General features: G+C 75.0%; 15 protein-coding genes and 3 pseudogenes. 10 read left to right on the top strand and 8 right to left on the bottom strand.

Annotation, left to right across the window (positions count from 1 at the left end):
- Nucleotides 1-38 precede the first annotated feature (38 nt).
- From ABZ576_RS23915 to ABZ576_RS23930, 4 genes and pseudogenes are all read left to right on the top strand, one after another.
- Complete coding sequence (locus tag ABZ576_RS23915) at nt 39-437, top strand: 6-carboxytetrahydropterin synthase (RefSeq protein ID WP_360744292.1); 399 nt, start codon at nt 39-41, stop codon at nt 435-437.
- Nucleotides 434-1,615, top strand: coding sequence for a glycosyltransferase family 4 protein (locus ABZ576_RS23920; protein WP_360744294.1), 1,182 nt, complete (start codon nt 434-436; stop codon nt 1,613-1,615). Before ABZ576_RS23915 ends, ABZ576_RS23920 begins: the two co-directional genes overlap by 4 nt.
- A 437-nt stretch (nt 1,616-2,052) precedes the next feature.
- Nucleotides 2,053-2,952 (top strand): annotated as a pseudogene (locus tag ABZ576_RS23925) (methyltransferase domain-containing protein); the annotation flags it as partial.
- 485 nt (nt 2,953-3,437) lie between these two features.
- Nucleotides 3,438-4,634 (top strand): lysylphosphatidylglycerol synthase transmembrane domain-containing protein, encoded by a 1,197-nt coding sequence (locus ABZ576_RS23930; protein WP_360744297.1) that lies wholly within the window; start codon nt 3,438-3,440, stop codon nt 4,632-4,634.
- On the opposite strand, the pseudogene ABZ576_RS23935 reads toward ABZ576_RS23930, so the two are convergent.
- Nucleotides 4,517-5,275: pseudogene (locus ABZ576_RS23935) on the bottom strand (creatininase family protein); the annotation flags it as partial. The gene ABZ576_RS23930 and the pseudogene ABZ576_RS23935 overlap by 118 nt on opposite strands.
- 38 nt (nt 5,276-5,313) lie before the next feature.
- Here ABZ576_RS23935 and ribA point away from each other — a divergent pair.
- The 4 genes from ribA (at nt 5,314) to ABZ576_RS23955 (ending at nt 9,574) form a co-directional block, all read left to right on the top strand.
- Nucleotides 5,314-5,985 (top strand): GTP cyclohydrolase II, encoded by a 672-nt coding sequence (gene ribA, locus ABZ576_RS23940; protein ID WP_360744300.1) that lies wholly within the window; start codon nt 5,314-5,316, stop codon nt 5,983-5,985.
- Nucleotides 5,986-6,223: 238 nt separating this feature from the next.
- Nucleotides 6,224-7,369, top strand: a complete 1,146-nt coding sequence (locus ABZ576_RS23945; protein ID WP_360744303.1) for an FAD-binding oxidoreductase — start codon at nt 6,224-6,226, stop codon at nt 7,367-7,369.
- On the top strand, nt 7,366-8,427 hold the full coding sequence (locus ABZ576_RS23950; protein ID WP_360744306.1) for a saccharopine dehydrogenase: 1,062 nt from the start codon (nt 7,366-7,368) through the stop codon (nt 8,425-8,427). The genes ABZ576_RS23945 and ABZ576_RS23950 overlap by 4 nt, the downstream gene beginning before the upstream one ends.
- Nucleotides 8,420-9,574, top strand: coding sequence for a saccharopine dehydrogenase family protein (locus ABZ576_RS23955; RefSeq protein ID WP_360744309.1), 1,155 nt, complete (start codon nt 8,420-8,422; stop codon nt 9,572-9,574). The genes ABZ576_RS23950 and ABZ576_RS23955 overlap by 8 nt, the downstream gene beginning before the upstream one ends.
- Before the next feature lie 12 nt (nt 9,575-9,586).
- Here ABZ576_RS23955 and ABZ576_RS23960 read toward each other — a convergent pair whose 3' ends face one another.
- On the bottom strand, nt 9,587-10,810 hold the full coding sequence (locus tag ABZ576_RS23960; RefSeq protein ID WP_360744311.1) for a serine hydrolase domain-containing protein: 1,224 nt from the start codon (nt 10,808-10,810) through the stop codon (nt 9,587-9,589).
- A 202-nt stretch (nt 10,811-11,012) separates the two neighbouring features.
- On the opposite strand from ABZ576_RS23960, the gene ABZ576_RS23965 reads away from it, so the two are divergent.
- A complete protein-coding gene (locus ABZ576_RS23965; RefSeq protein WP_360744314.1) occupies nt 11,013-11,450 on the top strand; it encodes a PPOX class F420-dependent oxidoreductase in 438 nt (145 codons plus the stop codon).
- Between the two features lie 68 nt (nt 11,451-11,518).
- On the opposite strand, the gene ABZ576_RS23970 is transcribed toward ABZ576_RS23965, so the two are convergent.
- Complete coding sequence (locus tag ABZ576_RS23970) at nt 11,519-12,397, bottom strand: NAD(P)-dependent oxidoreductase (RefSeq protein ID WP_360744316.1); 879 nt, start codon at nt 12,395-12,397, stop codon at nt 11,519-11,521.
- 102 nt (nt 12,398-12,499) lie between these two features.
- On the opposite strand from ABZ576_RS23970, the gene ABZ576_RS23975 reads away from it, so the two are divergent.
- Nucleotides 12,500-13,090, top strand: a complete 591-nt coding sequence (locus tag ABZ576_RS23975) for a TetR/AcrR family transcriptional regulator (RefSeq protein ID WP_360744319.1) — start codon at nt 12,500-12,502, stop codon at nt 13,088-13,090.
- Between the two features lie 90 nt (nt 13,091-13,180).
- On the opposite strand, the gene ABZ576_RS23980 is transcribed toward ABZ576_RS23975, so the two are convergent.
- The 5 genes and pseudogenes from ABZ576_RS23980 to ABZ576_RS24000 form a co-directional block, all read right to left on the bottom strand.
- Nucleotides 13,181-13,846 (bottom strand): TetR/AcrR family transcriptional regulator, encoded by a 666-nt coding sequence (locus ABZ576_RS23980; RefSeq protein ID WP_360744322.1) that lies wholly within the window; start codon nt 13,844-13,846, stop codon nt 13,181-13,183.
- 127 nt (nt 13,847-13,973) lie between these two features.
- Nucleotides 13,974-15,437 carry a membrane-associated oxidoreductase gene (locus ABZ576_RS23985; protein ID WP_360744324.1) on the bottom strand — a complete coding sequence of 488 codons (1,464 nt, stop codon included), beginning with the start codon at nt 15,435-15,437 and terminating at the stop codon, nt 13,974-13,976.
- Nucleotides 15,438-15,561: 124 nt separating this feature from the next.
- Nucleotides 15,562-16,155, bottom strand: a complete 594-nt coding sequence (locus ABZ576_RS23990; protein WP_360744327.1) for a histidine phosphatase family protein — start codon at nt 16,153-16,155, stop codon at nt 15,562-15,564.
- 6 nt (nt 16,156-16,161) lie between these two features.
- Nucleotides 16,162-17,040 (bottom strand): phosphogluconate dehydrogenase (NAD(+)-dependent, decarboxylating), encoded by an 879-nt coding sequence (gene gnd, locus ABZ576_RS23995; protein WP_360744330.1) that lies wholly within the window; start codon nt 17,038-17,040, stop codon nt 16,162-16,164.
- 2 nt (nt 17,041-17,042) lie between these two features.
- Nucleotides 17,043-17,591, bottom strand: a pseudogene (locus tag ABZ576_RS24000) (glucose-6-phosphate isomerase); the annotation flags it as partial.

The following is a 17,591-nucleotide window of genomic DNA, read 5'->3' on the forward strand; positions in this document are numbered from 1 at the left end:
CGGGGGGACCAGACGCGCCGCACCTGGAGGGTCGTCCGTTGTTCAGCATCACCGTCCGCGATCACATCATGATCGCCCACAGCTTCCGCGGCGAGGTGTTCGGGCCCGCGCAGCGACTGCACGGCGCCACGTTCCTCGTGGACGCGACGTTCCGCCGCGAGCAGCTGGACGAGGACAACATCGTGGTCGACATCGGCCTGGCCACGCGGGAACTGGGCGCCGTCACCGCCGAGCTGAACTACCGCAACCTCGACGACGACCCCGCGTTCGCCGGGGTCAACACCTCCACCGAGTTCCTCGCCAAGGTCATCGCCGACCGGCTCGCCGAGCGCGTCCACAAGGGCGCGCTGGGCGAGGGCGCCAAGGGCCTGGCGGGGCTCACGGTCACCCTGCACGAGTCGCACATCGCCTGGGCGAGTTACGAGCGTGGTCTGTGACCGACCTGACCGTGGAGCGCGCCCGCCTCGCGTACCTGCCCGCGCAGCCGGCCCCCGCCGAGAACCCCGGGATCACGCCCATGTCCCTGCGTACCGTCCACTTCGTGATGCCGGGCGGCGTGGACGACCCGGCCGCACCCAGCGGCGGCAACGCCTACGACCGCCGTGTCTGCCTCGACCTGCCCGGCTTCGGCTGGCAGGTCGTCCGGCACGCCGTCCCCGGCGGCTGGCCGCGCCCGGACGGCACCGCCCGCGACCGGTTCGCCCGCACCCTGCGCGAGCTGCCCGACGACACGGTGGTCCTCCTCGACGGCCTGGTCGCCTGCGGCGTCCCGGAGGTCGTCGTGCCCGAGGCCGCCCGCCTGCGCCTGGCCGTCCTCGTCCACCTGCCCCTCGGCGACGAGACCGGCCTGGACCCGGCCGTCGCCATGGACCTCGACGGCCGCGAGCGGGCGGTGCTGCGGGCGGCGGGCGCGGTCGTCGCCACCAGCGACTGGGCGGTCCGCCGGCTCGTGTCCCACCACGGCCTGGCGCCCGACCGCGTCCACGTGGCCGCGCCCGGCGCCGACATCGCGCCCCTGGCCCCGGGTACCGACGGCGTCTCCCACCTGCTGTGCGTGGCCGCCGTGACCCCGCGCAAGGGCCAGCACCGGCTGGTGGAGGCGCTCGCGGCGGTCCGTGACCTGCCCTGGACCTGCGAGTGCGTCGGCGGCCTCGGCCACGACCCCGGGTACGTGGCCCACCTGCGGCAGCTGATCGCCCGCCACGGCCTCGCCGACCGCCTGCGCCTGGCCGGCCCGCGAGCCGGCGCCGGCCTCGACGCCTCCTACGCCGCCGCCGACCTGATGGTCCTCACCTCCTACGCGGAGACCTACGGCATGGCGGTGACCGAGGCCCTCGCCCGCGGTATCCCGGTCCTCGCCACCGACGTCGGCGGCCTGCCCGAGGCCGTCGGCCGCGCGCCGGACGCCGGGGTGCCCGGCATCCTCGTCCCGCCGGAGGACCCCGCCGCGCTCGCCGCCGAACTGCGCGGCTGGTTCGGCGAACCCGACGTACGCCGCCGCCTGAAGGCCGCGGCCCGGGGCCGGCGCGCCGCGCTGGACGGCTGGGCCGCCACCGCGCGCAGCCTCGCGAGTGTCCTCGGGCGCCTCCCGGAACCACCGAGGAGGGTGGCGTGAGCGGCACGGGGAGCGAAGGAAGCCGGGGGACGCCGGCGGCCCCGGTCCGGCCGGACGGCCTGATCCCGGCTCAGCCGGGCCCCGGTGCGGGGGAGTCGGTGGCGGGGGTGCGGAGCACGCGGAGCGAGGAGGTGACGGCCGTGGACGTCGTGGACACGGGCGTGGAGAGGGAGCACCCGGGCGGCGGGTCCGCCGCCGGAAGCCCTGCCGGCCGGTGCGACGGCTCACCGGCCGACGCCGCCGGGGGTGCTGCGGCCGAGGGTGCTGCGGCCGGGGATGCCGCCGGTGCCGCCGCTGACGGCGCTGCGGCTGACGGCGCTGTGGCTGGGGGTGCTGCGGCTGGTGGTGTTGCCTCTGGGGGTGCTGCGGACGACGGTCCCGGTGCTGGTGCTGGTGCTGGTGCTGGTGCCGGTGCCGGTGCCGGTGCCGGTGTCCCGGTCATCGCCGGTGCCGGGCCAGTCGCCCGGCCCGGTGAGCGGGCCACCGTACGGCTGCGCGACGGCGCCCCGGAGGAGGAGCCGCGGTACGCGCCCGAGTGGCTCCGGCTGCGGGAGGGCCCCGACGCGGCGGCCCGCGCCCGGGAACTCCTCGATCCGCTGCGCGTCCGGTCGGCCGGCCTGCCCGGCGGGCTGGTCGTGCACGACCTGGGCTGCGGCACGGGCTCGATGGGCCGCTGGCTCGCGCCCCGCCTGGACGGTGCCCAGCACTGGATCCTGCACGACCGCGACCCCTATCTGCTGCACTTCGCCGCCGTGGCCGCCCCGCGCGCGGCGGCCGACGGCAGCCGCGTCACGGTCGAGACCCGGCGCGGTGACGTCGCCCGGCTCACCACGGAGGCGCTGGCCGGGGCCTCACTGGTGACCGCGTCCGCGCTGCTCGACGTCCTCACCCAGGAGGAGATCGAGACACTGGCGGACGCCTGCACGGGCGCCGGCTGCCCCGCGCTGTTCACCCTCTCCGTGGTGGGGCGCGTCGAGTTCACCCCGGCCGACCCGCTGGACGCCGAGCTCACCGAGGCGTTCAACGCCCATCAGCGGCGTACCGGACTGCTCGGCCCGGACGCGGTCGGCGTGGCCTGCGAGGCGTTCACCGAGCGCGGCGCGACGGTCCGCATCCACCCGAGCCCGTGGCGGCTCGGGCCCGAGGAGGCCGCGCTGACCGAGCAGTGGCTGCGCGGCTGGGTCGGCGCGGCCGTGGAGCAGCGGCCGGATCTGCGCGAGCCCGCCGAGCGGTACCTGAGCGCACGGCTCGCCGCCTGCGCGGCCGGCGAACTGCGGGTCGTCGTCCACCACAGCGACCTGCTGGCGCTGCCCCGGCCGACGGGCGGGACGGCATGACCGCGCGGCCGGCGGCAGCGGTCACACGAGCGCCCTCCGCCGCGGACACCGGCACGCGCGCGCGTACGGCACCGACGGGCGCGGCACGCGCGCGCGTGCCGCGGGGGACGGGCCGGGTACGCCCGTACGTGGCACGGACCGCCACCGGCCGCCCGCGCGTGACACCGCCGAACGAGGCTCCGGCACCGGTGAGTCCGGCGGACGGCGTGCCACCGGCGGGCGAGGCTCCGGCACCGGTGAGTCCGGCGGACGGCGTGCCACCGGCGGGCGAGGTTCCGGCACCGGTGAGTCCGGCGGACGGCGTGTCACCGGCGGGCGGGGCTCCGGCACCGGTGAGTCCGGCGGACGGCGTGTCACCGGCGGGCGAGGTTCCGGCACCGGTGAGTCCGGCGGACGGCGTGTCACCGGCGGGCGGGGCTCTCGCAGACGTGCCGCCCGCCGGCCTGCCGGCTGCGGCGGGTGGGCGCCGCGCGCGCGAGGTGTCCGTGGACCCGGGGCAGCCGCCCGCGTCTCCCGCGCCCGGGGGCCGCCACCCCCGTTCCCTGCGCGCCCATGCCGGCACCCTCGTCGGCGTCGTCATTCTCGGCGCCCTGCTGTGGCGGCTCGGCACCGGTGCGCTGCTCGACGGGCTGCGGCGGATCGACACGGTGGCGGTGCTGGCCGCGCTGGGCATCGGCGTGGCCACCACCGTGCCGAGCGCGTGGCGCTGGCAGCTCGTGGCCCGGGGCCTCGGGCTGCGGCTGCCGCTGGGCCCCGCCGTCGCCGACTACTACCGCGCGCTGTTCCTCAACGCGGCCCTGCCCGGCGGGGTCCTGGGCGATGTGCACCGGGCGGTCCGGCACGGCCGGAGCGCCGGTGACCTGCGGCGCGGAGTCAAGGCGGTCGTCCTGGAACGGGTCGCGGGACAGCTCGCACTGGCCGTGGCCGGCGCGGCGGTGCTGCTGACCCTGCCCTCCCCGGTGCGTTCCGGGGTCCGCGACTTCGCCCCGCCGGCGGCCCTGGCCGGAGCGGGCGCGCTCGCCGTCGTCCTCGCGGTGCGGATGAACCGCCCGCCGTCCCGCCGGGGCGGCCCACTGCGCCGGACCCTCGCCGAGGCACGCCGGGGCCTGGCGTCCCGGCGGAGCGGACCGGGCGTCGCGCTGGCCTCCGCGGTCGTCCTGGCCGGCCACCTGGCCCTGTTCGTCGTGGCGGCCCGGACCACCGGCTGCGCCGCCCCGCCGGCGGTGCTGCTGCCGCTCGCGGTCCTCGCGCTGCTGGCCATGAGCGTGCCGCTGAACGTCGGCGGCTTCGGACCCCGCGAGGGCGTCACCGCGTGGGCGTTCGGCGCGGCGGGGCTCGGCGCGGACACCGGAGTGGCGGTCGCGGTCGTCTACGGCGTGCTGAGCCTCGCGGCGAGCCTGCCCGGCGCCGTCGTCCTGGTCGTCCGCTGGTACCAGGGCCTGCGCACCGAGGCCGCCCCGCCGGCCGCCGGCGGCGCGTCCGACGGCGCGGGCCCGCCGGCCCCGGCCGGGGCCACCCCCACGGGCCCCGGCCGGACCGCCGTACAGGACTACTCGCGCCCCGCGTCCTCGGTGAGCAGTGCGAAATACGGCGCGAAGTTCTCCGTCAGGCTCGCCAGCAGTGCCTTTCCCTTTTCCGCCGAACCCAGGGAGGGCCGGCCGATGACGCCCGATTCCGTGTAGGCGGACATTCCCACGGTGAGCAGATGGCGGCGGTCGTCCGCGGTGAAATCGGCGGACTCGTGACCAGGGCGGACGAATTCGGGGTGAGCGTGCAGCAGAATCGAGGTCTCGATTTCTCCCGCGTGCATGTCGGTGAGCAGCGAGGTGACCACTCCGGCCCGCTCCCGGGCCGTCTCCCAGTCCTCGGCGGCCGGGAACAGCGCCATCCGCTCGCCGCGGGCGGACGCCTCCTGGACGACGTTGCCCAATACGTAGTTGCCGCCGTGCCCGTTGACCACGACCAGTGCCCGCACACCCGAGCGGCGCAGCGACGCCGCGATGTCCGAGACCACCGCGTGCAGGGTCGGGGCGGAGATGCTGACGGTCCCCGGCCAGGCCGCGTGCTCGTGCGAGCAGGAGACCGTCACCGGGGGAAGGAGGTGCACCGGGTACGCGGCGGCGATCTCCCGCGCCACGGCGCAGGCGATCAGCGTGTCGGTCGCCAGCGGAAGGAACGGACCGTGCTGTTCGAAGCTCCCGACGGGAAGGACGGCGACCTGTGCTGAAACGCCCGCCCCCCGGGTCCGTACATCCTCGGTGGTGTCCGTCGGCACCACACCGCTCGCCACCTCGAAGCCGTCCCGCGTGCCCGAACCACTCATCTTTTCACGGCCTTTCGTCTCTGCTTAGGAATCAGATCATGACAGAAAACACCGGCGTCAACATCGGCGTACTCGGCAAGAAGTCCCCGCGGCGTTCGGGCGCGGAACGCGTCGTCAATGCACCGCTGCCCACCGTGTACGGGAAATTCCAGGCGATCGGCTACCTGGACCACGACCGCGGTGACGAGCAAGTGGCTCTGGTGTACGGGGAGACCGGTGCCGAGAACGTGCTCGTCCGGCTCCACTCGGAGTGCCTGACCGGGGACGCGTTCGGGTCCCGGCACTGCGAGTGCGGCGACCAGCTGGAGGCGGCGCTGCGCGCGGTGGCCGCCGAAGGCAGCGGAATCGTCGTCTACTTGAGGGGGCACGAGGGCCGCGGGATCGGACTGCTCGCCAAGCTGCGCGCGATGGCGCTCCAGGCGGAGGGCCTGGACACGGTGGAGGCGAACCTCGCGCTGGGCCTGCCCGTCGACGCCCGGGACTACGGTGTCGCCGCGGAGATCCTGCACGACCTCGGGGTGCGCTCGGTCCGCCTGATGTCCAACAACCCGCGCAAGCGGGAGGCGCTGGTCCGGCACGGCATCCAGGTGGCCGAGCAGGTGCCGCTGCTGATCGAGCCGTGCGAGAGCAACATCACCTATCTGCGCACCAAGCGGGAGCGGATGGACCACCACCTCCCGCACCTGGACGCCGTCGCCCACGGTTCCTGACACCGGGACCCGGCGCCGTCGCCCACGGTTCCTGACACCGGGACCCGGCGCCGTCGCCCACGGTTCCTGACACCGGGATGCCGGCGCCGTCGCCCACGGTTCCTGAAACCGGGATGCCGGCGCCGTCGCCCACGGCTGTCGACACGCGACCCCGGTTCGGCGGGCGGCCGGGTGGACAGGATCGGTAGGTGATCCGGTCCGCTCGGTGGGACGGTGCGGCGGTGAGGGAGGCGGCGGCGTGAACCTTCGGGCCCGCGTGGTCATCGTCGGCGGCGGGGTGATGGGCACGAGCATCGCCTGGCACCTGGCCCGGGCCGGCGTGCCCGACGTCGTCCTCGTCGAACGGGACGAACTCGCCTCCGGCTCCACCTCCAAGGCCGCGGGCGGCGTCCGGGCCCAGTTCTCCGACGAGCTGAACATCCGGCTCGGGGCGCGCAGCCTGGAGGCGTTCGGCCGGTTCGCCGACGAGGTCGGGCAGGACATCGGGCTGCACCGGGTCGGCTATCTGTTCCTGCTCTCCACACCCGGGCAGGTGGCCTGCTTCGAGGCGGGCGTACGGCTCCAGAACTCCCTCGGGGTGCCCAGCCGCCTGCTCACCCCCGAGGAGGCCCGCCGCCTCTCCCCGCTGATCACCACCGACGGCCTGCTGGCCGCCGCCCACTCCCCGGACGACGGCCACTGCACCCCCGAGGCCGTCGTCCACGGCTACGCCACCGCCGCCCGCGCCCACGGCGCCCGCATCCTGCGCCACACCGAGGTCGCCGGCATCGAACTGCGCGGCGACACCATCACCGCGGTCGCCACCACCCGCGGCCGGATCGAGACGGACACGGTGATCTGCGCGGCCGGCGCCTGGTCCCGGGCGATCGGCGCGATGGTGGGCGTGGACCTGCCGGTGCAGCCGCTGCGCCGGCAGATCGCCGTCACCGGGCCGGTCCCGGACCTGCCGCCCAGCCTGCCCATGACGATCGACTTCACCACCAGCCTCTACTTCCACCGGGAGGGCCCGGGTCTGCTGCTCGGCATGTCCGACCCGGACGAGGAGCCGGGTTTCGCCACCTGCACCCACGACCGCTGGATCCCGCGCCTGGCCGAGGCGATGCGGCGGCGCGCGCCCGCCCTGCTCGACCTGCGCCGCACCGGCGGCTGGGCGGGCCTGTACGAGAACACCCCCGACCACAACGCCCTGATCGGCGAGGCACCTGCCGTCTCCAGGTTCCTGTACGCGACCGGCTTCTCCGGGCACGGCTTCCTCCAGGGACCCGCCGTCGGCGAGATCGTCCGCGACCTGTACCTCGGCCGCGTACCCTTCCTGGACATCAGCCCCCTGAGCGCCGGCCGGTTCGCGGCCGACGCCCCGCGCCCGGAGGCCAACCTGGTATGACCGAGCTCCATCTGTGGCTGCGCCATGAGCCCCGTACCACCGAACGGCGTACGCCGGTGGTGCCCGCCGACGCCCGCCGCCTGGTCGACAGCGGGGTGACGCTCACCGTCGAGGAGTCCCCGCAGCGGATCTTCCCGGTGGAGGAGTACGAGGCGGCCGGCTGCCGCCGCGCCCCGGCGGGCTCCTGGGTGACGGCACCGCCCGCCGCCGTCGTCCTCGGCCTGAAGGAACTCCCCGACGAGCCCACCGCGCTGACCCACCGTCACATCTTCTTCGGGCACGCCTACAAACGGCAGCCGGGCGCCGTGGAGCTGCTGCGCCGCTTCGCGGCCGGCGGCGGGGCGCTGCTGGACCTGGAGTACCTGGTGGACGACGAGGGCCGCCGGCTCGCCGCCTTCGGCTTCTGGGCGGGCTACCTGGGCGCCGCGCTCGCCGCGCTGCGGCACCGGGGCCGGCTGACGGCGCCGCTGACGCCCACCACGAAGGACGAACTGGACGCCGTCCTGCGGCCGAGGGCCGGCGAGGAGGCGTTCACGGCGCTGGTCGTCGGGGCCCTGGGCCGCAGTGGCCGAGGCGCCTGGACGGCCTTCCGCACGGCGGGTGTCGAGGCGACCCCGTGGGACCAGGCCGAGACCCGGGAGCTGGACCGGCCGGCCCTGCTCCGGCACGACGTGCTGGTGAACGCGGTGCTCGCGACCTCCCTGGTCCCGCCGTTCCTGCGCGAGGAGGACCTGGACTCCCCGGTCCGCCGGCTGCGCACCCTGTGCGACGTCACCTGCGACGTCGGTTCCCCCTTCAACGTCCTGCCGGTCTACGACCGCACCACGGACTGGGTGGAGCCCGTGCGCCGCCTGCGGGACGAGCCGCCGCTGGACCTCATCGCCATCGACAACCTGCCGTCCCTGCTGCCCAGGGAGTCCAGCACCGACTTCTCGGCGGCCCTGCTGCCCCAGCTGCTCGCCTTCACCGGCAGCCGGGCCTGGGCGCGCTGCCTCGACCGGTTCCACCAGGCCTGCCGTGAACTCGGCGTACGACAGGGGGAGTCGCGACATGACTGACCGGGTCCCGGCGAGCGGCACCGTCCACTGGGTCGGCGCCGGACTGTCCACCGGCAGCGGACCGGCCGCCCTGTGCGGCACGGCCGGCCGGGTCCTGCTGTGGCACCGTACGGCGGACCGGGCGGCCGACGCCCTGGCCGGCCTGGGTCTGACGGGCCGCGCCGAGCCCCGCGCCCTCACCCCCGACGCCCTCACCGCCGCGCTCGCGCCCGGCGACGTGGTGGTGTCCATGCTGCCGGCCCCGCGACACCCCGGACTGCTCGCCGCCTGCGTGCGCGCCGGGGCCCATTTCGCCTGCTCCAGCTATGTCTCGCCGGAGCTGCTGGACCAGGCGGAGGCGGCGCGGGCGGCCGGCCTGACCGTCCTCACCGAGGCGGGCCTCGACCCGGGCGTCGACCACCTCTTCGCCCACAGCCTCATCGGCCGGGCCCGGGCCCGGATCGGCGCCCACACCCCGGCCTCCTACCGGCTCACCTCCTACTGCGGCGGGGTCCCGGCGGTGCCGAACGACTTCCGCTACCGCTTCAGCTGGGCCCCGCTCGGCGTCCTCAACGCCCTGCGCTCGCCGGCCCGTCACCTCCAGGACGGCACGCAGGTCACCTCCGTCCGCCCCTGGGAGGCGACCCGGCGGATCGTCCTGGACGGTGAGACCTTCGAGGCGTACCCGAACCGCGACAGCATCCCCTTCATCGCCCAGTACGACCTGCCCGCCGCCTGGACCCCGCGCACTTTCGTCCGGGGCACCCTCCGCCTGGAGGGCTGGCTGAAGGCGTGGGCGCCGGTCTTCGAGGAGCTGGTGGCGGGCGACGACGAGCGGATCGCCGCGCTCGCGCAGCGGCTGGCGGCGGCCCACCCGACCACGGAGGCCGACCGCGACCGGGTGGTGCTCTCGGTCTGCCTGGAGGTCGACACGGGTGAGGACCGCCCCTGGACCGGCGCCTACCTGCTCGACGTGACCGGTGAGGCCGGGGAGTCCGCGATGGCCCGCTGCGTCTCCCGCCCGCTCGCCCTCGGTGTCCGCCACATCCTGGACGGCAGCCTGCCGGCGGGCCTGCACCGGGCGGCCGGGACCGCCCAGCGGTCCGACCGGTGGCTGGCCGAACTCGCCGACGACGGGCTTCCGTTCACTCTGAGCCTCGGGCAGTAGCGTCCCGGCGGGTCAGTCCGCCAGGGCCGCGTGCACCAGCCGCCGCAGCTCGGGGAAGACCTTTAGCCTCTTCGGGCGCACCTGGCTCATGAACTGCACGGTCACGTCGTGGGCCGGGTCGACCCAGAACGCGGTGGTTGCCACGCCGGTCCAGCCGTAGGTGCCGAGGTGGGACGGGGCCAGGGTGCGCGCCGGGTCGGTGACCACCGAGACGTTGAAGCCGAAGCCCAGGCCGTCGTTGCCCGCTTCCTGGTGGGCCGGGGCGCCGAAGGAGCGCACGGTGGCCCCGCCGGGCAGCTGGTTGCGGGTCATCGCGGCGAGCGTCCCCGGGGGCAGCAGCCGTACGCCGTCCAGCTCGCCGCCCCGGCGCAGCATCTCCATGAAGCGGTGGAAATCCGGGGCGGAGGAGACCAGGCCGCCGCTGCCGGACAGGAACCGGGGGCGGCCGCGCACCGGCAGCCCCGGCACCGGCTCGATACCGCCCTCGTCCGTCTCGCCGTACAGCTCCGCCAGCCGGTCCTCCTGGTGCGGCTCGATGTGGAAGCCGGTGTCGGTCATGCCGAGCGGGCCGAGGATCCGCTCGGCGAAGAACGCGTCCAGCGGCTGCCCGGAGACCACCTCGATCAGCCGGCCCAGGACGTTGGAGGCGACCGAGTAGTTCCACTGCGTGCCCGGGTCGAACTGGAGCGGCAACCGCGCGTACAGGTCGACGGTCTCGGCGAGTGCGGCGCCCGGCGGCACCGAGTACTCCAGGCCCGCCTCGCGGTAGAGCGCGTCCACGGGGTGGCGGTGGTAGTAGCCGAAGGTCAGGCCCGCGGTGTGGGTGAGCAGGTGCCGGATCAGGAGCGGGCCGGCGGCCGGCCGGGTGCGCACGGCGGTGCCCGAGCCGCTCTCGTACACCCGGGGCTCGGCGAACGCGGGCAGGTGCCGGCCGAGCGGGTCGTCCAGGGACAGCCGGCCCTCCTCGGCCAGCAGCAGCACCGCGACGGCCGTGACCGGCTTCGTCATCGAGTAGATCCGCCACAGGGTGTCCGGCTCGACCGGCAGCCCGGCCGCGACGTCGCGCAGGCCGTACGCGGTCAGGTGGCCGACCCGCCCGCCGCGGGCCACGGCCAGCAGGAAGCCCGGCAGGCGCCCCTCGTCGACGTGCCGGGCGAAGCACCGGTCCAGGCGCTCCAGCGCCGCGGCGTCCAGTCCCGCCTCCGCCGGCTCGACATCCTGTCGCAGCTGTGCCATCGCTCTCCTCCGGTCGCGTCGTCCGGCGGTGCGGCCCGGCCCCCGCCGAGTCGCCACCCGCCCCTTTCATCGTCGCGCAGGCCCGCGGCCCGCACCCGCCCGTCCGCGGGGTGTGTGAGCGACACGACGCCGGCCGGGCCCCCTCCCGCGCGGCGCCGCGGGACGGGGGAATGCCCGGCTGCCGCGGTGAGTTGATCCGGTCATGACTCAGGACTCCTCGCAGGACGCGCTGCTCGGTCTGCTCTCCGAAGGCCACGGCGGTGTACTGGTCACCCTCCGGCGCGACGGCCGCCCCCAGCTGTCCAACGTCAGCCACGCCTACGATCCCGACGAGCGGATCATCCGGATCTCGGTCACCGACGGCCGCGCCAAGACCCGCAACCTCCGCCGCGACCCGCGCGCCTCCTACCACGTGACCAGCGCCGACCGCTGGGCGTACACCGTGGCCGAGGGCACCGCGGAACTGAGCCCGGTCGCCGCCGGCCCGCACGACGAGACCGTCGAGGAACTCATCCGGCTCTACCGGGACATCTCCGGCGAACACCCGGACTGGGACGACTACCGGGCCGCCATGGTGCGCGACCGCCGCCTGGTGGTACGGCTGCGCGTCGAGCGGGCGTACGGCGTGCCGAAGGGCTGAGTCCCGTCGGGCGTGCCCCGTCCGTACGGCATTCCCGGCGGGGTACCGGAGTGCGGCCGGCCCGGCGGTCAGGGTGCCCCGGCGGTGCGTGCCTCGATCGCGCGCAGCACGGCGAGCATGTCCTGGCCGCCGTGCCCCCGGGCCACCGTCTCCCGGAACAGGGTGTGGCACACGTCGAGGAGCGGTGAGGCGATGGCGGCCTCGCGGGCCGCCTCGGCGATCAGCCGGTTGTTCTTCAGCACGTCCAGCGCCGCCGCCTGCACCGCGAAGTCGCCCTCGCGCAGCTTGGGCGCCTTCATCCGGGTCACCTCGCTGGCCATCGGCCCCGCGTCCAGGACGGCCAGGAAGAGATCGCGGTCCAGGCCCTGCCGCTCGGCGAAGTGGAACGCCTCGGCCAGCCCGGTCACCTGGGTGATCAGGAAGAGGTTCACGGACAGCTTCATCAGCAGCGCCCCGGGCGCCGGGCCGCACAGGAAGGTCTCCCGGCACATCGGGGCGAGCAGCGGCCGTACGGCGGCCACGGCGGCCTCCTCGCCGGCGAGCATGGCGACGAGCCGTCCCTGCTCCGCCGGTACCCGGGAGCCGGAGACGGGTGCCTCGACGTACCGGCCGCCGGCCGCGCGGATCTCGCCTTCCAGAGCGCGGGAGTAGGCGGGGGCGACCGTGCCCATGTGGACGACCGTCCGGCCCGCGACCCGCTCGGCCAGCCGGGGCGTGCCCCGGCCGAGGACCGCGTCCGTCGCCGTCTCGTCGGCCGGCATCAGCAGCACCACGTCCGCCCGCGTGAACACCTCGCCGGCGTCCGCGGCCACCTCGGCCCCGGCCGCCCGCAGCGGCTCGGCGCGTTCCGGGGTGCGGTTCCAGACCACGAGCGGGGTGCCGGCGGACGCCAGGCGCAGGGCCATGGGCCGGCCCATCACTCCGAGACCGATGAATCCGACGTGCACGGCTGGGCCGCCCTTCGTGCCACGCACCGACTATGACCGTGGTCATAGTAGCCGCCGTTATGACACCGGTCATAGAGTGGGGGCGGGGAACGGAGGACGACGATGGCCCAGACGCGGCGCGGACCGCGGGAGCGGATGGTCTTCAGCGCGGCCCAGCTCATCCGGCGCAACGGGGTCACGGCGACCGGCATGCGCGAGGTCGCCGCGCACGCGGACGCGCCGCGCGGCTCCCTCCAGCACTACTTCCCGGGCGGCAAGGACCAGCTGGTCGGCGAGGCGGTCGACTGGGCCGGCCGGTACGCGGGCAAGCGCGTCGCCCGCTTCCTCGCCGGGCTCGAAGAGCCCACCCCGAGCCGCCTGTTCGCGGCGATGGCCGCTCAGTGGACCGACGAGTACACCGCGGACGGCTTCGCCGCGGGGTGCCCGGTCGCCGCCGCCACGGTCGACTGCGCCTCCTCCGGCGGCGCCGCCCGGGAGGCGGCGGCCGCCGCCTTCGCGGCCTGGCGGGCCCCGCTCGCCGCGGCCCTGACCGGCCTCGGGGTGCCCGCCGCACGGGCCGAGCCGCTCGCCACCCTCATGATCAGCACTCTGGAGGGGGCGATCCTGATGGCCCGCGCCGAACGGGACGTACGCCCCCTCACCACGGTCGTACGGGAGCTCGGACCGCTGCTCGACGCGGCCGCACGCCCGTGAGCGCCGAGCCCGCGCACGCCCCGGAGCGTCCAGCCCGCGGCCGCGCACGCCCCTGAGCGCCCCGGCCCGCGCCCGCGGCGGCCGGGGGCGTCAGCCGTCCTCCCGCTCGGCCGTCAGGTAGGCGATCACCATGTCCCCGATCATGGTCCGGTAGTGCTCCCGCAGCGCCGGGGCCACCAGGTCGCGGCCGAACAGGGCGCCGAAGGTGTGCCGGTTGGCGACCCGGAAGAAGCAGAACGAGCTGATCATCGCGTGCAGGTCGACCGCGTCCACGTCCGCCGTGAACTGCCCGGACTCCCGGCCGGCGGCGAGGATGCGGCGGATCACGCCGAGCGCGGGGGACCCGATCCGGTCGAGCTGCGCGAACGCCGCGAGGTGCTCGGCCCCGTGGATGTTCTCGATGCCGACCAGGCGGACGAAGTCCGGGTGCCGTTCGAGATGGTCGAAGGTCAGCTCGGCCAGCCGCCGGATCGCCGCCACCGGGTCCAGGTGCTCGACGTCCAGCCGCTGCTCGGCCTCCCGGAGCGCGCCGTACGCCCGCTCCAGCACGGCCGTGAACAGCTGCTCCTTGCCGCCGAAGTAGTAGTAGATCATCCGCTTCGTGGTGCGGGTGCGGGCCGCTATCTCGTCGACCCGGGCGCCGTCGTAGCCGGCCCGGGCGAACTCCTGCGTGGCCACGTCGAGGATCTCGGCCCTGGTGCGGGCCGCGTCACGCGCCCGCGCACCGGGTCGTGCCGGTTCTTCGGCGCTGGTCATCGGTTTCCTCCGGGCCGGGACGCCGGAGCGGCGCGCTCGTGGGCGTGCCGGAGATTGTAGAAGCCGGGCCCCGGTCCGCGACGGTGTCACCCGGATACCGATGCGGACACGCGCGCGACCGCCGGGCTCACTGGCGGCTGACCGTGCGGGTGACGCCGGCGATCACGGTGGTGGCCAGGATCCAGCCGGTGAGCACGAGGACGTGGGCGAGGACCTGGTACCCGCCGCGCGGCGCGAACGCCGCGTCCTGCCCGAAGGAGATCACCGGCAGCAGCAGGTCGAGCGTGTAGAACACCGGGTCGAAGGGCGGCGCCTCGTCCGCCTTCAGCGGCTGCGGAGGGTGCAGCCCGTAGGCGACGGAACCGAGCGCGAGCAGCGACAGCAGCCACCCGGCCGCCCGCAGCGGACGGAAGCCGTAGCCGACGGTGACGTCCTGCACCAGCCCCCACAGCCTGCCGTACCAGGGCAGCGTGTGCCGGTGCCGCCGCTGCTTGGCGAGCTGCACGAGCCGGGCCGCGTGGTCGTCACCGACCCTGCGGTAGGCGGCCGTCAGCTGCTCGTAGGCGTGCGGGACGTAGCCGTCGCGCTCCCGCTCCAGCATCGGCAGGCGGCGCTCGGCCGGTTCGTGCGGGATGAGGGAGGTGTACGTCAGATCGCCGAGCAGCACCTCCTGGGGCACCGACCCCGTCTCCAGCAGCAGGACTTCGAGCTGGGCCCGGCGCAGATTGAGGGCCCCCTCCATCGGCGGGCCCTTGCGCAGCCAGAGCTCGCCGATCGTCGTGCTGCCGGCCCGCAGCGCCGAACTGCCCGGATTCGACAGGAGGGTGTACGACAGGTCGAGCCGCCCCGCGACGCGCGCGCCGCGCAGCCCCACCCAGCCGCGCACCTCGGCGTGCCGGACCAGCAGATCGCCCTCGACGGCGAACGTCTCCGCGTCGAGCGCGGCGTGCCCCGGGTGACGCAGCCGCGCCTCGTTGAGGTTGACGGATCCGGCGACGGTGGCGCCGTTGAGCCGTATCTGCCCCCGGGTGCGCAGCCCGGGCGCCCACAGGTCCGCGCCCACGGCGGCCTGGTTGAGCTGGAGCACCGGCTCCTCGGCGTCCGGCACGTCCACCTCGGCGCCCTCCAGGTACAGGCTGCCGGCGATCCGGGCGCCGCCCAGCCGGACGACGCCGTGGCACCGGGCCCGGGTCAGGCGCAGCACGCCGTCGACCTGGACGGCGTGGGCGACGAGCCCCGGCAGGGCCGACTCGCTGAGGTTGAACTCCCGCAGCCGGGCGGCGTAACACCGCGGGGCCTGCTCGAAGCGGCAGTGCCGCAGCCGCACCGGGTGGTCGATCGTCGCGTACTGGAGGTCGAGCCGGCCGGTGATCCGGGCGCCCGCCAGACTCAGTGAGGCTATCTCCCCGTCCTGCCGCGGTCCGTCCAGCAGCAGGGTGCGCAACACCTCGGCGCGCAAGGTCCGTTCGGGGCCCCAGCGCTCCGCCTCGGCGGGGTCCTCGTCGGGTGCCTCGCGGAAGTCCACGGCCTCGCCCCGCGGGAACGCCCGCCACACCCGTTCCTCGGCCGCCGTCAGATCGTCGATCTCCACCAGCGGGACTCTCACCCGCCCCACCGGCGTCTGTCAATCCGCCCCGCCCGTCGCCCGGTTCACGCGGCGTGTGCCCCGTGCCGCCGACGCCGGCGACACGGGGCACACGGGGTCCGGGTTCCGGCTACGGCCGGACGTTCCACTCCGCGATCACCGGGCGGCCGTGTTCCGTGGAGAGCCGGCTGACCGTGCCGGTCGCCAGCTGGAACAGGCGGCCCTCGGCGGGCGGCAGGCCCAGGCGGCGGGCGGTGAGGACGCGCAGGAAGTGGGCGTGGGCGACGAGGACCACATCGCCGGTGTCCTCGGCGAGGACCCCGTCGACGCGGGCCAGGACCCGGTCGGCGCGGGCGCCGACCTGCGCCGGTGACTCACCCGGGTGCCCCTCGGGGCCGGGCGGCACACCGTCGGTCCACAGGTCCCAGCCGGGCCGGGTGCGGTGGATCTCCACGGTGGTGACGCCCTCGTAGCCGCCGTAGTCCCACTCGTGCAGATCGGGGTCGGTCACGATCCCGGGTATGCCCGCCAGTTCGGCGGTGCGCAGCGCCCGGCCCAGCGGGCTGGCCAGCGCGCGGGCGTAGGTCCGGCCGGTGAGGAGCGGGGCGAGGGACTTGGCCTGTTCCTCGCCGTGCTCCGTGAGGGGCAGGTCGGTCCAGCTGGTGTGCTGTCCCGACCGGCTCCACTCCGTCTCACCGTGGCGGACCAGCAGGAGGTCCCCCACGGCGGGTCAGTCCTTCTTCTCGACCGCGTGCCCGCCGAACTGGTTGCGCAGCGCCGCGATCATCTTCATCTGCGGGGAGTCGTCCTGGCGGGAGGCGAACCGGGCGAAGAGGGAGGCGGTGATGGCCGGGAGCGGCACCGCGTTGTCGATGGCCGCCTCGACGGTCCAGCGGCCCTCACCGGAGTCCTCCGCGTAGCCGCGCAGCTTGCCCAGGTGCTCGTCCTCGTCGAGGGCGTTGACGGCGAGGTCCAGCAGCCAGGAGCGGATGACCGTGCCCTCCTGCCAGGAGCGGAACACCTCGCGGACGTTCTCCACCGACTGCACCTTCTCCAGCAGCTCCCAGCCCTCGGCGTAGGCCTGCATCATGGCGTACTCGATGCCGTTGTGGACCATCTTGGAGAAGTGCCCGGCGCCGACGCGGCCCGCGTGGACGTAGCCGTACGGGCCCTCCGGCTTGAGCGCCTCGAAGATCGGCCGCAGCCGTTCCACGTGCTCCTTGTCGCCGCCCACCATGAGCGCGTAGCCGTTCTCCAGGCCCCACACGCCACCGGAGACACCGGCGTCGACGAAGCCGATGCCCTTGATGCCGAGGGCCGCCGCGTGCTTCTCGTCGTCCGTCCAGCGGGAGTTGCCGCCGTCGATCACCGTGTCGCCGGGGGACAGCAGGTCGCCCAGCTCGTCGATGACGGTCTGGGTGGCCGTGCCGGCCGGGACCATCACCCACACGTGGCGGGGCGCGTCCAGCTTCTCGACCAGTTCGGCGAGGTCCTTGACGTCGGAGACCTCCGGGTTGCGGTCGTAGCCGATGACGGTGTGGCCGGCGCGGCGGATCCGCTCGCGCATGTTGCCGCCCATCTTGCCGAGACCGATGAGACCGAGCTGCATGATCAGTTCTCCGATGCGTTCTTGAGAGTGCGGTAGGCGGCGACGAGGGCCGTGGTGGACGGGTCGAGGCCGGGGACGTCGGCGCCCTCGGTGAGGGCGGGCTCGACCCGCTTGGCGAGGACCTTGCCCAGCTCCACGCCCCACTGGTCGAAGGAGTCGATGTTCCACACCGCGCCCTGCACGAACACCTTGTGCTCGTAGAGCGCGATGAGCTGGCCGAGCACGGACGGGGTCGGCTCGGTGGCGAGGATCGTGGTGGTCGGCCGGTCGCCCTGGAAGGTCTTGTGCGCGACCAGCTCCTCGGGGACGCCCTCCGCGCGGACCTCCTCGGCGCTCTTGCCGAAGGCCAGCGCCTGGGTCTGGGCGAAGAAGTTGGCCATCAACAGGTCGTGCTGGGCCTTGAGTTCCTCGCTCAGCTCGGCGACCGGGCGGGCGAAGCCGATGAAGTCCGCCGGAATCAGCTTGGTGCCCTGGTGGATCAACTGGTAGTAGGCGTGCTGCCCGTTGGTGCCGGGCGTGCCCCAGACGACCGGTCCGGTCTGCCACTCCAC

This window comes from Streptomyces sp. NPDC013455 (assembly GCF_040632975.1).
Lineage (GTDB): Bacteria > Actinomycetota > Actinomycetes > Streptomycetales > Streptomycetaceae > Streptomyces.

Excerpts from the sequence above, each read along its gene's own strand:
- ABZ576_RS23960 (WP_360744311.1), bottom strand. The coding sequence starts at position 10,810 with ATGGCACAGCTGCGACAGGATGTCGAGCCGGCGGAGGCGGGACTGGAC.
- ABZ576_RS23965 (WP_360744314.1), top strand. The coding sequence starts at position 11,013 with ATGACTCAGGACTCCTCGCAGGACGCGCTGCTCGGTCTGCTCTCCGAA.
- ribA (WP_360744300.1), top strand. The coding sequence starts at position 5,314 with ATGACAGAAAACACCGGCGTCAACATCGGCGTACTCGGCAAGAAGTCC.
- ABZ576_RS23955 (WP_360744309.1), top strand. The coding sequence starts at position 8,420 with ATGACTGACCGGGTCCCGGCGAGCGGCACCGTCCACTGGGTCGGCGCC.
- ABZ576_RS23975 (WP_360744319.1), top strand. The coding sequence starts at position 12,500 with ATGGCCCAGACGCGGCGCGGACCGCGGGAGCGGATGGTCTTCAGCGCG.
- ABZ576_RS23980 (WP_360744322.1), bottom strand. The coding sequence starts at position 13,846 with ATGACCAGCGCCGAAGAACCGGCACGACCCGGTGCGCGGGCGCGTGAC.
- gnd (WP_360744330.1), bottom strand. The coding sequence starts at position 17,040 with ATGCAGCTCGGTCTCATCGGTCTCGGCAAGATGGGCGGCAACATGCGC.
- ABZ576_RS23950 (WP_360744306.1), top strand. The coding sequence starts at position 7,366 with ATGACCGAGCTCCATCTGTGGCTGCGCCATGAGCCCCGTACCACCGAA.